Raw genomic sequence first — 18,902 nt, 5'->3', positions numbered from 1 at the left:
TGCAATTATTGCGAGTGATTCGCGTTATCATATCAAGGAGGAGCTTTCGATGTACCCTGCCCAGTCCCCTTCACGCCCGAAGCACTGGCGCGCGCTCCTGCTCCAAGGGGTATCCGTCGCCGCCGTCAGCTTTCTGACCAGCGGGCTGGCCGCAGGTACGGCCCATGCCGCGGATTCCGAGCAGCCGCCCCGGGCCGGTGAAATCGTCGTCACCGGCGCCATTCCCGACGATTACGTGATCAAGGATCAGGGCTCGACGGCCCGTCTCGATCTTTCGCTGCGCGAGACTCCCCAGGCAGTCAGCATCGTCACCCGCGCCCAGATCGAGGATTTCCAGCTCGATACCGTCGATGACGTGCTGCGCCAGACGACCGGTATCAATGTGGACAGCGCGGAGACCGACCGCACCTATTACAACGCCCGCGGCTTCGATATCGTCAATTTCCAGTTCGACGGCATCGGCCAGTCGCTCAGCTACGGCTTGCAGACCGGGCAGATCGACACGGCCCTGTTCGACCGGGTGGAAGTCGTGCGCGGAGCCACCGGCCTGCTCTCGATGACCGGCAATCCTTCCGCGGCCATCAACTTCGTGCGCAAGCGGCCGACCAAGGATCTCGGCGGCTATGCCACGCTGAGTTACGGCTCCTACGATCATGTGCGCGGCGATGTCGACGTCAACACGCCGCTCACCGAAGACGGCAGCATCCGCACGCGCTTCGTGGGGGCCTATGACACCGGGGATTCCTATCTCGACTACTACCACAGCTCGCGCCTGACCCTCTACGGCGTGGCCGCGGCCGACCTCGGCCCGGACACCGTCCTTACTGCGGGCTATTCCTGGCAGGACAGCGATCCGCGCGGCGTCAGCTGGGGCGCGCTGCCGTTCCTCCAGGCCGATGGCACGCCCGCCAGCTACGCGCGATCGGCCAATACCGCACAGCCGTGGTCGAGCTGGGACACGATCGACCGCAATTTCTTTGCCGACATCACCCATGATTTCGGCGGCGGCTGGAATGCGAAGATTTCCGTCCTGCGCCGGGCGCGCGATCAGGATGCCAAGCTGTTCTACGTCTATGGCGCGCAGGATCCCGACACCGGCCTCGGCCTCTATTCCTATCCCGGTGCCTATCTCGACAAATTGCGTGAAACGACGCTCGATGCCCATGTAACCGGCAAGCTGCACATTGGCGGGCGCGATCACGACGTAGTGCTGGGCGTAAACTACGGCCGGTCCTATGTGGCGGAAAGCGAAGCGGTCGATGCGAGCGCTATCGGCATTTCGCTGCCCGGCGACACGGCATTTTCGGGGAGCTTCGCCTATCCGGACTGGAGCGATTACACGCTGCAGGCGGATTTCACGACCAAGATCACCAGCGCCTATGGCCTTGCCCGCCTGTCGCTGGCCGATCCGCTCAAGCTCATGCTCGGCGGCAACGTGACCCACGCCGAACGCACCGGCACCTCCTACAGCACGCCCTATGCCTTCGACCGGACCAGGTTCCTGCCCTTCGCGGGCCTCACTCTCGACCTCACCGGCAATCTGACGGCCTATGCCAGCTATGCGACGATCTTCAGCCCGCAAGTCTATCTGGACAGGAACGGCTCGATCCTCGACCCGCTTGAGGGGCATACCTACGAAGCCGGCCTCAAGGGCGAATGGAACGACGGCAAGCTGACCGCTGGCGTCGCGCTGTTCAAGACCAAGCAGAAGAACGTCGCTGCATCCCTCGGCTTCGATACGGCTATCGGCCAGACCCTTTACGAAGCGGTCGATGCCGCCTCGAAGGGCGTCGAAGTCGACCTTGCGGGTGAAGCCCTGCCGGGTCTGCAACTCTCGGGCGGCTATGCTTACGCCCATATCGAAGACGACGACGGCAAGGCTGCGCGCACTTTCATCCCCCGCCACACCGTCCGGGCCAGCATGGTCTATTCGCCGCCCTCGTTCGACAAGCTCCGCCTGGGTGCATCCGCGCGCTACCAGAGCCGGATCTACCACGTGTACGAGGACTTCATCGCTGAAGGCGAAGATGCCACGGTGGAACAGAAGGCCTATGCCATCGTCGACCTCATGGCCCGCTATCAGGTGCTGAAAAACCTGTCGGTGGCGCTGAACGTCGATAACGTGACCAATGTGAAATACTGGTCCAGCCTGCAGTGGGATCAGGCCTATTACGGCGCGCCGCGGACAGTCAGTGCGACCATCGGCGTCAACTTCTGACCATGCCGGGACTGCCCTTTGCCGCTGCGCTTGCCTTGTGCGCCGCCGGGCCCTTGCTGCTGCGATACGGATGGCAGCGCCAGCGGCTCGCGGTGATCGCGGCCTGGGCCGCCATGGCCCTTGCCGCGATGATATTGGGGCGCGGCGAGGGTGCATGGGGTCTCGCGGCCGGGGCAACGGTGGCCATGGCCAGCGCTGCGCTGGTTCTGGGTCATGCTGCCATGACCACTCCGGCACCGCAGCGGACAACGCCGGCGCGGGTTCCGGCTCCCCTGCCCTTGCCCCCCATCGCGGGGCGGGACATGGCGCGGCGCCTCGGTGTCTTCATCATCGTCGTGCTGCTCGATCTTGCGGCGGCGCTGGGACTGGCGTGGGCCTTACAACGCGCGCTGTTCCATGCAGGCGGCCGTGAAGCCGACACGACGGCGCTGGCGCTCTTCGCCTTTCCCCTGTTCTGGTTTGCGGCAGCCGCCTTGCAGATGACCTGCAAACGGCTGGCCGCCATGATGTGGGCCCCGCTCGCGGCCCTATCTCTGGGAGCGATCCTTTGGCTGATGATATGAAGCCTTCCGAACGGCTGGTGCAGCGGGCGCTGTCCGGCCATGCCGCGATCGGCCTGCTGATCGGTGCGGCGCTCTATCTCGTCTGCCTGTCGGGCGCTCTGGCAGTGCTGCAGGAGTACCTGCAACGCTGGGAGGAACCGGCAGCAGCAGAGATGGCCTCCATCACGCCGGAGGCGGCGCAGCGCGCCCTGGAAGGCGTAATGGCCCGGCAAGGCTGGCCAACCGCCCATGCCTTCATCCATTTGCCGACCGAAGGGCTTCCCCGCACCGTCATCACGACGGACAATGGCGCGGCCTATGTCGATGCCTCGGGCAATTACAACGCGCCTGAAGCGCATGTGTGGACGGAATTCATTCTCTTCCTCCACTATTACCTGAACCTTCCGCAGGTCTGGGGCCTGTTCGTCACCGGCACGCTGGGCGTAATGCTTTGCGCGGCAGCCGTGACCGGGGTGATCGCGCATCCCCGCATCTTCCGCGATGCCTTCCGTATGCGCCTGCGCGGCCGACCGCAGCTCAGCCGCTCCGACCTGCACAACCGCTTCGGCGTCTGGCTGCTTCCCTTCATAGCGGCACTGGGGTTCACCGGGGCGATCCTGGGGCTGGGCGAACTGGTCTTCCTGAGCATTGCGCAGGAACGCTATCAGGGCGACTTCGAGGCATCCTATGCACCGCTGTTCGGCTCCGAACCCAAGGCCGATCCGCGCCCTGTCCCCATGGCCCGGGCCGACCGCGCGCTGGCATGGATGGCCGCGCATCGCCCGCAGCACCGCGTTACCTACGTAACCGTGGAGGAGCCCGGCACCGCCGGTCAGCGAATCCAGGTGCTTGCCGAGCATGACCGCCGGCTGATCTATGGCGAAAGCTACCTGTTCGACAGCCAGGGCCGCTATCGAGGGCACGTCGGCCTGTCCGACGGACCAATGGGCAGACAAGCGATCGCCTCTATCTACAAGCTGCACTTCGGCTCTTTCGGCGGGGTGCCGGTGGCGCTTGCCTATTTCGCTTTCGGGCTTGCCCTCTGCGCCGTCATCTCCACCGGCACAACGCTCTGGCTGATGAAGCGCCGTTCGCGCGGCTATCCGTCCCCAAGGCTGGAAGCGCTGTGGAGCGTGACCATCTGGGGCAGCCCCCTGGCATTCGTGCTCGTCTACTGGCTGCGCGTGGTCATGGGCAATCAGGCGCCGCTGGTCCCGGCATTCTGGGGCCTGCTCGCCCTTGGCCTGACAGCGGCATTCGTCCGTCCCGGCGGCATGACCTCGCCGCGTCTGCGTGCGGCCCTCGGCTGCGCGCTTCTGGCTACCGGAGCGGGACACTTCGCCCTTGCGAGCGCCCACCCTGCCAGTTCGGTGATGATCGACGTATCGCTTGCCCTGTCAGGGGCGCTTCTTGGCCTTCCCGCACTGGGGCGGCGAAAACCAGATGCGCCCCTCGATCATCGGGCGTTCCGTTTCCTTAATCCTCGACCTGGGGACGCCAAGGAACGCCATTGATGTGCTCGCCGCCGCCGGCGAAATGGCCCGACGGAATGTTCTGCAGCAGCGCCCTGGTCATCTCCGGATTGGTCGCGCGCCTGCGGGCTGAGGGTCGCAGGGCAAATGGTGTCAGCCGTCGTGCCGCATCCTCTCCATCCAATTATATCCCCCAAAACCCCATCATGGCGATTTGCGCCATGGCAAGCCCGATGCCCTGGCGCATCCTCTGAGACGCAAAGGTCCGGGACGAAAGTACGCGGCATAGTCCGCACGGACTATGAAAAGCAGAAGCCGCCATGCTTCCTGTTCTGGTGGGAAGATACAAGCCGGACAGGCGCTTCCACACTTGCAACCCGCATTCAAGAAACAGCGGGAGGGGAGAGGCTCAATGACCAAAATCCGCGCATTCTGTTCCACCACATGCGTTCTGGCGCTGATGGCTCCAATCGCCTCGGCCCACGCCCAGGAAAGCCCCTCTGCCCCTGAGGCGGCCGCCAGCCCCGCCGAAATCGTCGTGACGGCGCAACGGCGCGAGGAGCGGCTTCAGGACGTGCCGATCTCGGTTACCGCGCTCAGTCAGGATTTTCTGGAAAGCCGCCAGATCACGTCCATCGACAATATCGGCTCGCTCGCCCCCAACATAAAGATCACCAGCCCGCCGGGCCTCGGCAGCGCGGCTCAGATCGCCATTCGCGGCAGCGTGACCATCAATCCGGCGCTCTATTGGGAACCGGCTGTCGCCCTCTATCTGGACGGCGTCTATATCGGCAAGACGCAGGGCGCCGTGTTCGATGTCGCCGATCTCGCCCGCGTCGAGGTGCTGCGCGGCCCGCAGGGCACGCTTTATGGGCGGAACGCGCTGGCCGGCGCTGTCAATCTGGTGACGACCCCGCCCAAGGGCGAATGGAGAGGCCAGTTGCGCGCGACCGCCGGCAATTACAGCGCGCGGAGCCTGCGCGGTTCGCTGGACCTGCCCGCCTTCGGTCCGTTCAGCGTGAAGCTGAGCGGCAGCATCAACCGCCGCGCGGGCATGATCGACGTCATCGGCAACCCGCTGCCCGCCGTAGTGCTGGCCCAGCCGCCCCAGGCGGACAAGCTGCAGGGGCTGCATAGCGACAGCTTCCGGGCAGCGGTCCGCTTCGCGCCGTCGGCGGATTTCACCGCGGACTATGCCTATGACTACAGCAAGACCGATCAGCCCGCCCGCTATGGCCAGCTGACCCGCATCGCGCCGGGTGGCATCTTCGATCCGGCCTCTCCCTATTATGTCGCCGCCTTTCCGGCCAATCTCTATGTCGAGCAGGATCGCCAGAACACGGCCGCCATCAATGCTGTCTCGCGCGATCGCAGCCGGGTGGAAGGCCATGCGCTGACGCTGGAATGGACGCCCGCCGACGCCATGACGGTCAAGTCCATCACCGCCTATCGCACGCTGCGCACTTATCAGGCGGGCGACTATGACGGCACGCCCCTGCCCATCGTCCAGGCAGGCGCGTTCGGGCGCTATCACGCTTTCTCGCAGGAATTGCAGATCCTGGGCAGCAGCGGCCCGCTCCGCTATGTCGCGGGCCTCTATTATTTCAGCGACAAGGGCAGCAGCGAAACCGACCTGTCGCTCGGGCCGCAGGCGTTCGGCTATGTGACCAATTACAACTGGTATCGCTTCCGAACGCATAACGGCGCCGCCTATGCCCAGATCGATTACGACATCACCGACCGGATCACGCTCACCGGCGGCCTGCGCTACACCAAGGAAAAGAAACGGCTCGACCGGGAATCCACGGCGATTTCCCCCGTCACCGCCGTCGTCATTCCCGACGGGACGACAGCCAGCAAGACGTTCGACAATTTCAGCCCGACCGTCATCCTCGCCTACAAGCCGTCCGGCAATCTCAACCTCTACGCCAAATATGCGCAGGGTTTCAAAAGCGGCGGCTTCAACGCCGAAGCGCAGACCGTGGCGGCAACGGTAACGCCGTTCCGGCCGGAAAAGATGGATTCCTTCGAAGTCGGCGCGAAAGCGCAGATGTTCGACCGGCGGCTGACCGTCAACACCGCGCTCTTCTACAACCGCAGCAGCGATATCCAACTGGCCCGCTTCGCCGGCGGCACGGCGCTCGGCACGGTCATCACCAATGCCGGGCGCGCCAATGTCTGGGGGATCGAGATCGACGCGATGGCCCGTCCGACAGGCAGGCTCACCCTGCGCGCGACTTATGGCTATCTCCACGCCCGCTACGGCCGGTTCGAGGATTATGACGAGTTCACCGGCACCGTGCACGATGTCGGCAACGACCGGGTCTTTCCCCTGGCCCCCAAGAACACCGCGAGCGGCTCCGTCGACTGGATCGCATGGCAAAACGGCGACGGCGTGCAGCTTCGCACCGCGGTGGATGCCGATTACAGCGATGGCTATTATCTCTATCCCTATTCCCGCAATCCGCTCGCTGGCCAGTCGGCAATCAACAACCGGGCCGATTCCCGGCTGCTCATCAACGGACGGATCAGCCTGGGCGGCCTGAAACAGGGCAGAGGAGAAATGGAGCTGGCCTTGTGGGGGCGGAACCTCACCAACCGGAAATATGTCCAATCCACGCTCGACCTCGGGGCGCAGCTTGGCGGTCTGCGGCTGAGCTATTACGGTGACCCCAGAACATATGGGATCGAGGCGATCGTCCGCTGGTAACAGCCGGGCGGCTCCACATGGAAGGAGAGAACATGTCTGAAGCACCCACGCCCCTCGTCATGGAACATGGCGAGGGCCGGATCAGCTATCATGAAGCGGGCGAAGGCTATCCGCTGTTCCTGCTGCACGGGTCCGGCCCCGGCGTTACCGCATGGACGAATTTCGGCGGCAACATGCCAGTCTTCGCCCGCCTGTTCCGGTGCATCGCGCCCGATCTTCCCGGCTATGGCGGCAGCACCCTTCCCGCGGGCGATCCGGTGGCGGCGGCCGTCGCCGCGATCGCCTACATGATGGACCGGCTCGGCATCGGACAGGCCCATGTGATCGGCAATTCCTTCGGCGGCATCGTCGCGGCGCGGTTTGCCGCAACCTATCCCGACAAGGTCAGCCGCCTCGTCACCATCGGCGGCATCGGTGTCAGCCTGTTCTCTCCTTTCCCCTATGAAGGGATCGACCGGCTCGTCGAATTCGTCGAGGACCCGACGCGGGAAAAGATCGTCGCATGGCTGCGCTCGATGGTGTTCGATCCCGCCCTCGTCACCGAGGAGATGATCGAAACGCGCCTGGCCGCCGCCACCCAGCCGGAGGCGAAGGAAACCAACAAGCGGGTCTATTCGCGCGCGGGCATCAACGCCATCGCCGCCTTCATGCGCGGCCCGGACGCGGTGCAGGGCTTCGCGCATCTGCCGCGCATCACCGCGCCGACGCTACTGACATGGGGGCGCGACGACCGCGTCAACCCGGTCGACGGGGCGATGATGCCGATGCGTCTCATCCCCAATTGCGAACTGCACGTATTCCCGAACTGCGGCCACTGGGCGATGATTGAGCAGAAGGCGGCGTTCGAACAGGTCGTCACGGGTTTCCTGACCCGCGCCTGATCGCCGAACGGCTGCGAGCCGGGCAAGTCCCGGCCCGCAGCCGTCCTCAATCCATGACATTCAGCATCATCTTGCCGAGATTGGACGCCGGCATCTTCGGATTGTTCGAGCTGTGCTGGCCAATCACCAGTATGTCGGAGAAAAGCGGGGCCAGTGCCCTGTCCAGCCGGATGCCGTTCGCTCCGGCCGCGCGCATCAGGCCCAGTGCCAGCTGCTCGCACCGGTGCGGCACATTCGTGCTCTGCAGCATCAGCATGGTGAAGCGATCCGGCGCCAGCGGCGTGCGAGCCTGCGCCGCCTCATACATGCTCTCCAGGTCGCGCAGCAGCGTCGCGTGCATTTCCTCCGCCCCGGCGCGCGCCTGCGCCAGTGCGATCTGGACCGCCGGATCGCGCGCCACCTGTTCGCTCAGCACCGTATAGCGCCCGGCGGTATAAGCGCAGAACTGCTCGATCATCGCTTCCAGCGCGCCCAGCGCCGCGCTCGACACCGCGCGAAAGAACAGCGGCAGGAAAGGCACATGGAAGAGCGGCCCGTCATTATGGGCATAGCCGGGACAGGCCGCCGGATCGGTAATGGGGAAGCGTTCCACCCGGTAATCGGGCACGAAAGCGTCCTTCACTTCTATGTCCTTGCTGCCGGTGCCCTGAAGCCCCATCACATGCCAGCTATCGACAATCGCCGCGTCGGCACGGGGAACGAGAAAGGCATGCATCCGCGTAAGCAGCGGGCCCTCCTCGCCCTCGATGGTGCCGGACAGGAAATTCCAGTCGCAATTGTCGCAACCGGTTGAAAAGGGCCAGCGCCCCGACAGGCGATAGCCGCCCTCGACCTTCACCGCCCGGCCCGCCGGGATATAGGGCGAGGCAATCAGCGCATCGGGATCTTCTCCCCATACCTCCCGGGCCACGCGGTCGTCGTAAAAGCCGACATGGAAGCTGTGCACCATCATCACGCCATAGGCGAAGCCCATGCTGGTATCCCCGCGCGCGAGGCGGTTCTGGACCTCTCCGAACACCGCCGGGCTCATTTCATAGCCACCCCAGCGGCGGGGCTGGAGAACGCGGAACAGGCCCGCCTCGCGCACTTTCGCGATTGCCTCGGGCAGCAGCCTGCGTTCCTGGCGATGCCGGTCCGCCTGCTCCCGCAAATAGGGGATCAGCGCCTCGGCGCGGGCGATCAACTCTTCCGGCGCCGGTATCGCGACCGACGGGGCCAGCGCCTCGATATCGTTTGCTTTCATCCCAATCCTCTCCCGATGATCGCGGCGGGGCGGCCCTGTTTCAGCCTTGTCCCCCTTTCCCGCGTCCTGCTCCTGCCCGGCGGCTATCGCGTCGGATCAGCCAATACGCTGGCCGGCTCGTCCCCCACGGGCCGCCCTGCCAGAATATTACCGATGCGTTCCTCCACCGCCTCCAGCCAGCTTTGATGCGGAATGATGTGCAGCTTGTCGGCGCGAATACCGTCGAGCGCGATCGCCGCCACTTCCGCCGCGCTCTTGCCTGCCTGCACCATCGCATCGACGTGATCGCGCACCTGCTGCAGCGCCGGGTCCGCCTCTTCCCGCAGCACGACATCGGCCGGCGCATTGCGTTCGTCCGCGCCGATATTGGTCGCGGTATAGGCCGGGCACAGCACGGAAAGGCCGACATTCACCTTGGTGTACCGGAATTCGCGATAGAGGGATTCGGTGAGAGCGACGACGCCCGCCTTCGCCACGCTGTAGGGCGCGAGAAACGGCCCGTAGCAAAAGCCCGACATCGACGCGGTGTTGAGGATATGCGCGTCCTCCTGCTCTTTCAGCAGCGGCAGGAAGATGCGCGTCCCGTCGATCACACCCCAGAGATCGACCGCCAGCGTCCATTCCCACATCTCGCGCGATGTGCTTTCGAAGCGCTGGAACCCGCCGACTCCCGCATTGTTGCACAGCAGGTTGACCCCGCCGAAGCGGTCGACCGTCCGCTGCGCCAGTTCCTCAATCGACCGCTGGTCGGCGACGTCGGTTCGCACGCCCAGCACTTCGCCGCCCTTGCCCGACAGCGCGGTGCAGGCAGCGTCGAGCGCGCCCTCTTCTATATCGGCGAGCACGACCTTCGCGCCTTCGGCCAGCAAGGCTTCGGCCAGGGCATAGCCGATACCGCTCGCGCCGCCGGTGACGACAGCCACTTTATCCCGGAAATTCCGCATCTTTCCTCTCCTTCCGTTCTGCAATCAGACGTGCATGATTTCGGCAACCGCCTTGCCGAAAAAGGCCTCGCGGGCCGATTGGGAGACATCGCCGAGCTGCTCGTCGTAAATGCGCACGGCATCCTGATGCCCTTCGACATGCGGAAAGTCGGACGAGAACACGACGATGCCCTCGGGAATCCGGTCGATCGTCGGGCGCAATGCATCCTGCTGATGGACGACCGAAACCCTGACTTGCCGCTGCATATAGTCGCTGGGCTTCAGCGGCAGTTCGTAGCGGCCGAATGACAGCATCTTGGGGCGGCTCATGTCCGCCTGCGCGTCGATGGTCTCGATGAAATGCGGCAGCCAGTCGATGCCCAGTTCGGACACGATGAAGCCCAGCCGGGGATAGCGCTCCATCACCCCGCCGAAGATCATCGAGGCAATCGCCATCTGCGGCACCAGCTCGCGCGCGATGGAGGCCAGGCGGTAAAAGGTGACAATGTCGTCGCCCATGTTGCCCCAGCCCGGATGCATCGGTGCCCGGCCGCCCCCGACATGGAACATGATGGTCATGCCCAGATCCTGCGCTTCAGCCCAGAAGGGCTCGAAATCGGGATGGTTGAGCGCCTTGTTGTCCTGCGGGTCCGCCTTCACGAACACGACCGTGGCGCCCTGCGCGCGCATCATGCGCATCTGGGCCCGGCTCCAGTCCACATCGACCAGATCGACAACGACGGTCGGGATCAGCCGGTCGGTGTAGCCGTGCAGCCGTTCCGCCGCCCAGCGGTTATAAGTGTCGAGCGTTTGCAGCGCGAGGTCCGCCCGCCCTGCCCGCACCGCGTTGCGATAGGGGTGATAGCCGAGCGTCGGCAGGACGATCTGCATGTCGATGCCGCGTTCGTCCATCCAGGCAAGGCGCGGTTCCGGCTCGCTCGCGGCCGGCAGATAGGCACCGGCCTCGACCACCTGCAGAGGCGGTTCGCCGCCCTTGATGAAATCCTCATAGGCATCGCGCACTTTGGGCGGCACCAGTTTCATCGGGTCCGGGCGGATCGCGGGCGGCACCGAGGCGAACAGGTCCCCCACCACCACGTCGACCAGCTTTTCCGCAGCCGACATCTGCGGCAGTTCCGCCGCGAGTTTCGGGTTCGCCTTCTCGAACCAGTCCGCCGGTTCCTGAAAATGGCTGTCGGCGTCGATAATACGCATGGTGTTTCCTCTCCCATTTCTTTTTCGGAAAGGATCATCCACCGCCGCACGCACGGGGCATCACCCTTCCGGATTAAGTACTCACAAACCAGGCATGGGGATCATTTGCCTCACCGCATCAGCGAACCGCCGTTGACAGGCAGGGTCGTCCCCGTGATGTGCCCAGCCCCATCCGATGCCATGAAAAGGATGCCCTCGGCAATGTCCTCCGGTTCGGCCAGCCGCCCCATCGGAATGTGCTTCAGGAACTCGGCAAACCCGTCCGCTCCCCGCGCGGCCATGGCCTGCGCAACCGGGGGTGAGGCGGTCGTCCCGGGAGAAACGATGTTGACGCGCACTAGCGGGGCCTCTTCCAGCGCCAGCGACCGGCTGAACGCCACGACCGCAGCCTTGCTCGCACCATAGACCGTCAGCCCTTCGATCGGGATGAAGGCGGAGCCGGACGCGATGTTGACGATCGCGCCCCGGCCCGTTTTGCGCATATGCGGAAGAACGGCACGGCACATGCGCATGGTGCCGTAGAGGTTCACATCGAACACATCCGCCACGGCTGCATCATCGAAATCCTCGAATCGGCGGAGCGGGAATATCCCGGCATTGTTGACGAGCACGTCGATCCGCCCGAAGCGCGCGATGACGGCGGCAACCGCCTGCTCCACGGACCGCGCCGAGCGCAGATCAATCTCGATACCCATCGGAACAGGGCCGCCGGCCCGCGCCAGTTCGCCGGCCACCCGTTCCACATCGGGATTGCTGTCAGCCAGGACGACGTGCGCCCCTTCCTCGGCGAACCGGCGGGCCGTCGCCAGACCGATCCCTCTCGCAGCCCCCGTGATCAGCGCCACTTTGCCTTCGAACATCGGCCCGCTCATGCCTGTTCTCCGTCACTGGACCAGGAACGCGCCTGTGCCGCCGCCTCCCGCATCGGCTTCAGGCCCAGGAACAGCGCCAGCATGGCCAGCGGCAGCAGGATGGTCGCCGCCATGGCCATCGCCCAGCCCAGCATCGTGTCATTCCCGTAGAAAAAAGTCGTAATCCCGCCGACCAGCATCGGCCCGATGCCAATCCCGAGCAGCGTGAAAACAAAGAGATAGACCGCCGACACTTGCCCGCGGAATTCATTAGGCGTCGCGATCTGCAGCGCCGCCACCGCCGCGCCGGCATAGGACGAGAGGAACATCGCGCAGCCGTTCAGGGCCAGAAACACGAACAGGGAATCGGTGGCCGCCGCCGCATGGAGAACCGCGATCTGCACGGCCGCGCAGACGATGTAGAAGCGCAGGTGAATGTCGCTATGGCCGCGCGCGAACAGCCGGTCGATCAGCCAGCCGCTGAACACCGTGCCGCCCATGCCGAACACCAGCACCAGCCCCGAGGCCGCAAGCCCGACCTGTTCGAGCGGCAGGTCGAATTTGCGGATAAGATACGTCGGCGTCCACGCGCCAAAGCCGTAGGCATTGGCGGCCAGCAGGCCGAAGCCGGTAAAATGACATGCGAACAGGCGCCAGTGCGCTCGCATGAATGCTGCGGTTTCGCGCAGGCCCGTCGTCCCCTGCGTATATTTTTCCTGCCGCGGCGGGTCGCCCACCACCCACACCAGAAACGCGATCAGCAGGCCCGGCAGGCCCACTGCAATCAACGCGATGCGCCAGGGACGCAGATGTCCGACCAGCGGCAAGGTCAGGCCTTCCGGCGGAAGGGAAGCGATCAGCCAGGCCCCCAGCGCGACGGACAAGGCCCCGCCGAGAAAACTGCCCGAACCGAAGACCGAAAGCGCCACCGCCCGCCTGTGCCTGGGAAAACTGTCGCCAATGATCGAATAGGCTGCCGGGTTGAGCGCGGCTTCCCCCGCCCCCACGCCGAATCGCGCCAGCATGAACTGGCCGAAATTGCGCCCCAGACCACACGCCGCCGTCGCCAGCGACCAGAAGACCACGCCGCAGAAAATGATGATGCGGCGCGGATAGCGATCCACCGCCCAGCCGAAGAACAGGCCGAACGTCACGTAAAACAGCGCAAAGGCCAGCCCGTGCAGCAGGCCCATCTGAAAATCGCTGATCCCCAGGTCGGCGCGGATGTCGGTCACGATCAGGGTCAAGAGTTGACGGTCCATCAGCGAGAGCGAATAGAGCCCCGTCAGCACCACGACCGACCGCCAGGCCATCCGCGCGGGCGGGAAGGCCGTATCCTGCGGCCGTTCTTCCCGCGAGGGCCGGGCGGCCGCCGCTTCCTCCGGCATCGTCTCCAGAAATGCAGCCTGTGCCTGGCCTCCCAAATCGCCTCTCCTCTCTCACCGGTTCCGCTGGCGCTGCCCTTGGCAGACATGCGCTGCGATATGCGATCATGGCGCAATGCTCAGAAAGCCGCATAGTCCCGCTGGACTAAGACAGGCGCCTCCGGTTGGTCCTACACCCTCGTCTCACTCACCCCGCGTCATCCATACGGACCGCGGCAAACGAGAACCCGCCTGCTGACGAGGCGAAACACAACGAACGGGCGCAAAATCGACAAGCCCGCAACGGAGGGGATGAAGAGATGCATATGAGGAAGGGCCTCATTATTGGTGCCGGCAGCATGATGGCGCTGGCCACCGCGATGGCGTCACCCGCGCGTGCGGAGGACACGGCAGCCCCGCCCGCATCATCCGGCAATGACGTGGCTTCGGAAAATATCGGCGACATCATCGTGACGGCCCGGCGCCGCGAGGAAAAACTGGCGGACGTGCCTGTCTCCATCACGGCACTGGATGAAGACCAGCTGAAGTCCGCTCAGGTCATCACGCCCAAGGAGCTGTCGAACTTCATCCCGTCCCTCAACGTCAACACCGGCAATTCGCGCGAAGGCAACCGCTTCACCCTGCGCGGCCAGGGGGCAACGCTGGCGGCTGGCGAATCCGTCGTCACTTATCTGGCCGAGGCCCCGGTGCCCTATCTGGGGGCAGGCGCGGCCGGCATGTATTTCGATCTCGCCAGCGTGCAGGTGCTCAACGGACCGCAAGGCACCCTGTTCGGGCGGAACACGACCGGCGGCGCGGTACTTTTCACCCCGCGCAAGCCGACCAACGAGATCGGCGGCTATATCGAAGCCGGCTATGGCAATTACAACAATCGCGAGATTTCCGGCGCGCTCAACCTGGCGCTGGTGCCCGATCAACTGATGCTGCGCGTTGCCGGGACATGGCGCGAACGCGACGGCTATACCACCAATATCCGCACCGGGCAGAAACTCGACGACCTGAACTATTACGGCATTCGCGTTTCGCTGATGATGAAGCCGAACGACTGGCTGGAAAACTACCTGATGGTTCAGGACAGCAAGTCCCACAACAACGGTACGGGTTTCTTCATCGAACAGGTCAACCCCGACTTCCCCTATTTCCAGCAGCAGTTGCAGGACGGGCTCGCCCTCCAGAAAACGCTGGGCAAGCGGGAAGTGGACAACAACAGCACTTTCTTCCTCGCCCGGACGACCGGCGTCGTGAACACGACGACCCTTTCCTTTTCCGATCACCTGCGCCTGAAGAACGTCTTCAGCTATTTCACCAGCCGGTCGAAAAACGGTTTCGACCTTGACGGCACCGGGCTCGAGACGCTGCTGACCTATTATGACTTCAAGGGCGCGGCCAATACCTCCGCGAACGGGCTGTCCAACGAGAAGTATCTGACTGACGAACTGCAGCTTTCCGGCGAAAGTTTCGGGGGCCTGCTCAACTGGGTCGTCGGCGCATTCTACCTCGATTACAAACCAAAGGGGTACAGCGCGCAGGATTATGTCCTGTTCGGCGTGCGCCGGATTCAGGAAGGCACGGAAAGCGGCACCAGCAAGGCCCTCTATGGCCAGTTCACGGCCGATCTCGGACTGCTGACATCGGCGCTGGACGGCCTCAAGTTCACGGCCGGCTATCGCTATACCTGGGACAAGAAAGAAGCCTCGTCCAACATCTACAGCACCACTAGCGACACCTGCCTCTACAAGGCCGGCGCTGTCTATCCCGATTGCGGCTATGACTTCGCGGGCAAGTTCAGCAAGGGCACGTACACGCTGGGCCTCGATTACAAGATCCGGCCCGACGTGCTGGTCTATGTGACGACGCGGCGCGGCTACAAGAGTGGCGGTTTCAACACCAATTCCGATCCGTCCGGCATTTTTGCCGATTACATCACCTTCGGGCCGGAACAGATCACCGATTACGAAGCGGGGCTGAAAGCCTCGTGGCGGATCAGCGATATCAGCTTCAACACGACGCTGGCGGCCTTCACGTCCAATTATGACGATATCCAGCGCACCCAGACCGTTTCCGTACCGGGAACCCCGCCCAGCGTGACCAATCTGGTCGTCAATGCAGCCACGGCGAAGATTTCCGGCATCGAATGGCAGCAGGCGGTGCGCGCCGGCGGACTGATGCTGGACGGCAGCTTTTCCTATCTCGATGCGCACTACAAGAAGTTCGAGCTGCCCGGCGGCATCGACCGCTCTGGCATCACCCTGCCCTATTCCCCCAAATACAAGGTCTATGGCAGCGTCGGCTATACGCATGACTTCGGCACCGCCGGGGAAGGGACGGCCCGTATCAGCTATTCCTATTCCAGCCATTTCCGGTTCAACGACCCGGATCAGCCGGGCAATATCATGGGCGGCTATGGCCTCTGGAATTTCGATGCCTCGCTCAAGCAGATCGGCGGCACTGCGCTGGACCTTGATGTCTATGTCACCAACCTGACCAACAAGCTCGTCGTGCAGCAACGGACGCCCTATTACTACTCGCTGGGGCTGGTCTCCGCCTTCTACAACGAGCCGCGCACTTACGGCTTCAGGCTGCGCTACAGCTTCTGACACCCAGGCAGGGGCGGCCTGGCATCCTGCCGATGCGCCGCCCCTCCCGCCTTTCTCCCCGCCACGGCCGGACATACCACTCCCGTCCGCGGCGCATCCGGCAAGAGAGAACACATGCCGCTCCATCCCCGCTTTCAGGAACTGGCTTCCCAGCCGCCTGCCATCCCTCCCGCAGGGACCATTTCCGCGCCGCAATTGCGCGAGATCGTCCGGCGCTATTCCGTTCGGAAGAAACCCTATGACGTGCCGCTCGCGCGGGTTGAGGATCGCACCATCCCCGGCCCGGCGGGAGAGCCCCTGCCGCTGCGGACATATACACCCGAAGGGGACGGCCCCTTTCCGCTGATCGTCTATTTCCATGGCGGCGGCTGGATCACAGGCGATCTCGATACGCAGGACATGATCGCACGGGCACTCGCCCATGCGGCCGGAGCCATACTGGTATCGGTCGATTATCGCCTGGCGCCCGAGCACCCGTTCCCGGCCGCGCCCGACGATGCATGGCAGGCAACGCTCTGGGCTGCAGAACATGCCGCGGAACTGGGGGCCGACCCCGCCCGTCTGGCCGTCGCCGGAGACAGCTCCGGTGCAGTTCTCGCCGCCGGGGTAGCCCTGCGTGCCCGGGATGCGGGCGGCCCCGCCCTCTCCGCCCAGATTCTCTACTATGGTTCCTGCAACTATCCGTCAGTCGCCACGCCTTCGGCGCTGGCTTATGCCGAAGGGCCGATTTTGCGCCGGTCGGACACCGATTACTACTGGAGCCAATATCTGACCGATCCAGCCAGGCAGCAGCACGATCCGCTTGCCTCGCCCCAGCGGGCGGCCTCGCACGAAAATCTGCCGCCTGCCTTTATCGGCACGGCCGAATATGACCCTTCGCGCGACGATGCGGAGATCTATGGCCAGACCCTGGCCCAGGCGAGCGTCCCCACCGAGATCAGGCGCTACCCCGGCATGGTGCACGGCTTTGTCTCCTGGCTGGGCGCGATCGAAGGCGCCCGCGACGCGATTGACGATGCGGCGGCGTTTCTCGGCCAACACCTCGCGGCGGCCACCAGCGAGGAGATCCGATGACAGACACGACTCCTGCCACGCTCGGCCATGTCGCCCTGCATTACCGGGACAAGGAAGACGGCGAGAAGGCCGCGCGCCTGCTGCACCTGCTCGGCTTCGCGACCCGGGAAGCCCTTCCCCTGCCGGACGGCACGACCTTTTATCATTTCCTCGTCGATGCCACTGCCACCAACAATGGCGACGGCATCCTCTATCTCTCCCCGCTGCGCCGCGCCCATCGCTGGCTCTACGACAGCATCCACGAGGCGCTGGGCATCGGCACGGACAAGGAACACCCCGCCGTCGCCAAAGTCCGCAAAAGCGAGATGCAGGATCCTGAAGCCGGCTTTCACGTCGGCTTTCTGGTGCCCACGCTGGAACGGATAGAAGAGGCCTTCGCGCGCGTGCGGGAGGCGGCGGAAGCCGACTCCGATTTCGGCCGTCATGTCGAGATCATCCTCAACCGCGCGCCGCCCGGCACGCCGGACATCGACGCGCGGCTCGATGCCTCGCCGCTGTTCCGCGATGCCACCCGGCACACTTACGGGCGCCATGGAGTCCAGGCCTTCATCCGCACGGACCTGCTGTGCTCGGGCCCGCTGGGCGACGACCTCGTGCTGGAATTCGACTATGTGTTCCCCGGCTATCCGGACAACATGCTGACCAAGACGGAGATGTAATCCCGCTCTCCCATCCATTGCAAAAAGGGCCGGGGATGATCCGGCCCTTTTTTCTATCGGCATGGAACAGAAAACGTTCTTTCATACCAAGATTCGTTAGTCAGAATTCACGCCACCGCTCTTCGTCATTGCGAGCCGCAGGCGAAGCAATCCAGGGCGGTTCACGCGCGCTCTGGATTGCCGCGCCGCCTTTGGCGGCTCGCAATGACGAATGGCAGCGGCCTGCGGCATATTTCACGAGCCCCCATCAACAAGCTTTGATATCAGCGCGCATGGGCGAACATGGGCTCCAGTTCCGGGGCCAGTGCCGGCTCGGCTTGTGCGTTGAGAAAAGCCGCGCGGCGTTCGACGAACATCTGCGTCATCCGGGGCTGGGTCGATACCCAGAACTTGCCTTGCGCCATCTGGTCCATGATCCGCTCGCACGCCTTGTCGAGATCCATGCCATTGGCCGCCATCGCCTCGCGCATCGCGGTGCGATGGGCAACGGCGACATCGCCCCGGTCCGCCTCGGTCGCCTCGAAAATGCGCGTGCGCACCATGCCGGGAATGACCGAACAGACATGGATCGGCGTGTCCCGATCCAACAGACCAACCTCCAGTGCCAGGCATTCGGTGAAGGCCTGCACTGCGTGTTTGCTCATGATGTAGGAAGTCTGGATCGGCATCTGCCCGAAGCCGCCAACCGAGGAGAGATTGGCGACCCAGCATTCCTCCCCGCTCGCGATCATGCGCGGCAGGAAGGCGCGTACACCATGGACGACCCCGTGAATGTTGATGTCGAGCGTCGCATCCCAGCGATCGGCCGGAATCTCCCAGGCGAAGCCGACGGTCTCGATCCCCGCATTGTTGATGAGCAGGCGGACGGGGCCGAAACGCCGGTGTACTTCGGCGGCGAAACTGTCCATTTCCTCCGCCCGCGCGACATCGACCTTCATTGCATGGGCAACACCGCCCTGCGCCTCGATCAACGCCGCGACATCGGCAGCCCGGTCCAGCGCAATATCGGCGGCCACGACCGTCATGCCCAGCGTCGCCGCGCGGCGCGCCAGTCCAGCACCGATCCCCGCGCCCGCGCCGGTGATGACGGCAAGGCCGCCGCCAAAGGCTTCCGCGGCATCCCGTTCCATAC

Annotated in this window: 14 protein-coding genes; 8 read left to right on the top strand and 6 right to left on the bottom strand. The window is 64.3% G+C overall.

The genetic code is table 11. The annotated features are described in order from the left end of the window. Positions 1–49 precede the first annotated feature (49 nt). The 5 genes from NN5_RS05685 to NN5_RS05665 all read left to right on the top strand — a co-directional run bounded on the left by NN5_RS05685 (position 50) and on the right by NN5_RS05665 (position 7,823). The gene (locus tag NN5_RS05685) at positions 50–2,218 is read left to right on the top strand and encodes a TonB-dependent siderophore receptor (protein ID WP_067733058.1); all 2,169 of its coding nucleotides are present in this window, start codon (positions 50–52) and stop codon (positions 2,216–2,218) included. 2 nt (positions 2,219–2,220) lie between these two features. Next, positions 2,221–2,781: a hypothetical protein gene (locus NN5_RS05680; protein ID WP_067733057.1), complete on the top strand. Its 561-nt coding sequence runs from the start codon at positions 2,221–2,223 to the stop codon at positions 2,779–2,781. Continuing rightward, positions 2,766–4,274 (top strand): PepSY-associated TM helix domain-containing protein, encoded by a 1,509-nt coding sequence (locus tag NN5_RS05675; RefSeq protein WP_245656256.1) that lies wholly within the window; start codon positions 2,766–2,768, stop codon positions 4,272–4,274. Before NN5_RS05680 ends, NN5_RS05675 begins: the two co-directional genes overlap by 16 nt. Before the next feature lie 370 nt (positions 4,275–4,644). Then, positions 4,645–6,942: a TonB-dependent receptor gene (locus NN5_RS05670; RefSeq protein ID WP_067733056.1), complete on the top strand. Its 2,298-nt coding sequence runs from the start codon at positions 4,645–4,647 to the stop codon at positions 6,940–6,942. 32 nt (positions 6,943–6,974) lie between these two features. Beyond that, positions 6,975–7,823, top strand: coding sequence for an alpha/beta fold hydrolase (locus tag NN5_RS05665; protein WP_157081030.1), 849 nt, complete (start codon positions 6,975–6,977; stop codon positions 7,821–7,823). A 46-nt stretch (positions 7,824–7,869) separates the two neighbouring features. Here the strand turns inward: NN5_RS05665 and NN5_RS05660 are convergent, their stop codons facing one another. The 5 genes from NN5_RS05660 to NN5_RS05640 all read right to left on the bottom strand — a co-directional run bounded on the left by NN5_RS05660 (position 7,870) and on the right by NN5_RS05640 (position 13,479). Then, a complete protein-coding gene (locus NN5_RS05660) occupies positions 7,870–9,066 on the bottom strand; it encodes an acyl-CoA dehydrogenase family protein (protein ID WP_067733054.1) in 1,197 nt (398 codons plus the stop codon). Positions 9,067–9,149: 83 nt separating this feature from the next. Continuing rightward, a complete protein-coding gene (locus NN5_RS05655) occupies positions 9,150–10,010 on the bottom strand; it encodes an SDR family NAD(P)-dependent oxidoreductase (RefSeq protein ID WP_067733053.1) in 861 nt (286 codons plus the stop codon). 24 nt (positions 10,011–10,034) lie between these two features. Next, positions 10,035–11,204 (bottom strand): amidohydrolase family protein, encoded by a 1,170-nt coding sequence (locus NN5_RS05650; protein ID WP_067733052.1) that lies wholly within the window; start codon positions 11,202–11,204, stop codon positions 10,035–10,037. A 110-nt stretch (positions 11,205–11,314) separates the two neighbouring features. Beyond that, on the bottom strand, positions 11,315–12,076 hold the full coding sequence (locus tag NN5_RS05645) for an SDR family NAD(P)-dependent oxidoreductase (RefSeq protein ID WP_067733051.1): 762 nt from the start codon (positions 12,074–12,076) through the stop codon (positions 11,315–11,317). Beyond that, the gene (locus tag NN5_RS05640) at positions 12,073–13,479 is read right to left on the bottom strand and encodes a spinster family MFS transporter (RefSeq protein ID WP_067733050.1); all 1,407 of its coding nucleotides are present in this window, start codon (positions 13,477–13,479) and stop codon (positions 12,073–12,075) included. The genes NN5_RS05645 and NN5_RS05640 overlap by 4 nt, the downstream gene beginning before the upstream one ends. 266 nt (positions 13,480–13,745) lie before the next feature. Between NN5_RS05640 and NN5_RS05635 the strand changes: the two genes are divergently transcribed. The 3 genes from NN5_RS05635 (at position 13,746) to NN5_RS05625 (ending at position 17,770) form a co-directional block, all read left to right on the top strand. After that, positions 13,746–16,037 carry a TonB-dependent receptor gene (locus tag NN5_RS05635; protein WP_067733049.1) on the top strand — a complete coding sequence of 764 codons (2,292 nt, stop codon included), beginning with the start codon at positions 13,746–13,748 and terminating at the stop codon, positions 16,035–16,037. A 114-nt stretch (positions 16,038–16,151) separates the two neighbouring features. Then, the gene (locus tag NN5_RS05630) at positions 16,152–17,111 is read left to right on the top strand and encodes an alpha/beta hydrolase (protein ID WP_067733048.1); all 960 of its coding nucleotides are present in this window, start codon (positions 16,152–16,154) and stop codon (positions 17,109–17,111) included. Beyond that, on the top strand, positions 17,108–17,770 hold the full coding sequence (locus tag NN5_RS05625) for a hypothetical protein (RefSeq protein ID WP_067733047.1): 663 nt from the start codon (positions 17,108–17,110) through the stop codon (positions 17,768–17,770). The genes NN5_RS05630 and NN5_RS05625 overlap by 4 nt, the downstream gene beginning before the upstream one ends. A gap of 263 nt (positions 17,771–18,033) precedes the next feature. Here the strand turns inward: NN5_RS05625 and NN5_RS05620 are convergent, their stop codons facing one another. Then, positions 18,034–18,900, bottom strand: a complete 867-nt coding sequence (locus tag NN5_RS05620; RefSeq protein WP_067733046.1) for an SDR family NAD(P)-dependent oxidoreductase — start codon at positions 18,898–18,900, stop codon at positions 18,034–18,036. Positions 18,901–18,902: the final 2 nt, after the last annotated feature.

The sequence above is a fragment of the Novosphingobium naphthalenivorans NBRC 102051 genome (genome assembly GCF_001590985.1).
In the GTDB taxonomy this organism is placed as follows: domain Bacteria; phylum Pseudomonadota; class Alphaproteobacteria; order Sphingomonadales; family Sphingomonadaceae; genus Novosphingobium; species Novosphingobium naphthalenivorans.
Note: the sequence above shows the minus strand (reverse complement) of the source record. Positions and strands in the feature narration are given on the sequence as shown.

Coding starts and splice junctions, on each gene's coding strand:
- NN5_RS05685 (WP_067733058.1), top strand. CDS start 50: ATGTACCCTGCCCAGTCCCCTTCACGCCCGAAGCACTGGCGCGCGCTC.
- NN5_RS05680 (WP_067733057.1), top strand. CDS start 2,221: ATGCCGGGACTGCCCTTTGCCGCTGCGCTTGCCTTGTGCGCCGCCGGG.
- NN5_RS05670 (WP_067733056.1), top strand. CDS start 4,645: ATGACCAAAATCCGCGCATTCTGTTCCACCACATGCGTTCTGGCGCTG.
- NN5_RS05665 (WP_157081030.1), top strand. CDS start 6,975: ATGTCTGAAGCACCCACGCCCCTCGTCATGGAACATGGCGAGGGCCGG.
- NN5_RS05660 (WP_067733054.1), bottom strand. CDS start 9,066: ATGAAAGCAAACGATATCGAGGCGCTGGCCCCGTCGGTCGCGATACCG.
- NN5_RS05655 (WP_067733053.1), bottom strand. CDS start 10,010: ATGCGGAATTTCCGGGATAAAGTGGCTGTCGTCACCGGCGGCGCGAGC.
- NN5_RS05650 (WP_067733052.1), bottom strand. CDS start 11,204: ATGCGTATTATCGACGCCGACAGCCATTTTCAGGAACCGGCGGACTGG.
- NN5_RS05645 (WP_067733051.1), bottom strand. CDS start 12,076: ATGAGCGGGCCGATGTTCGAAGGCAAAGTGGCGCTGATCACGGGGGCT.
- NN5_RS05635 (WP_067733049.1), top strand. CDS start 13,746: ATGAGGAAGGGCCTCATTATTGGTGCCGGCAGCATGATGGCGCTGGCC.
- NN5_RS05630 (WP_067733048.1), top strand. CDS start 16,152: ATGCCGCTCCATCCCCGCTTTCAGGAACTGGCTTCCCAGCCGCCTGCC.
- NN5_RS05625 (WP_067733047.1), top strand. CDS start 17,108: ATGACAGACACGACTCCTGCCACGCTCGGCCATGTCGCCCTGCATTAC.
- NN5_RS05620 (WP_067733046.1), bottom strand. CDS start 18,900: ATGGAACGGGATGCCGCGGAAGCCTTTGGCGGCGGCCTTGCCGTCATC.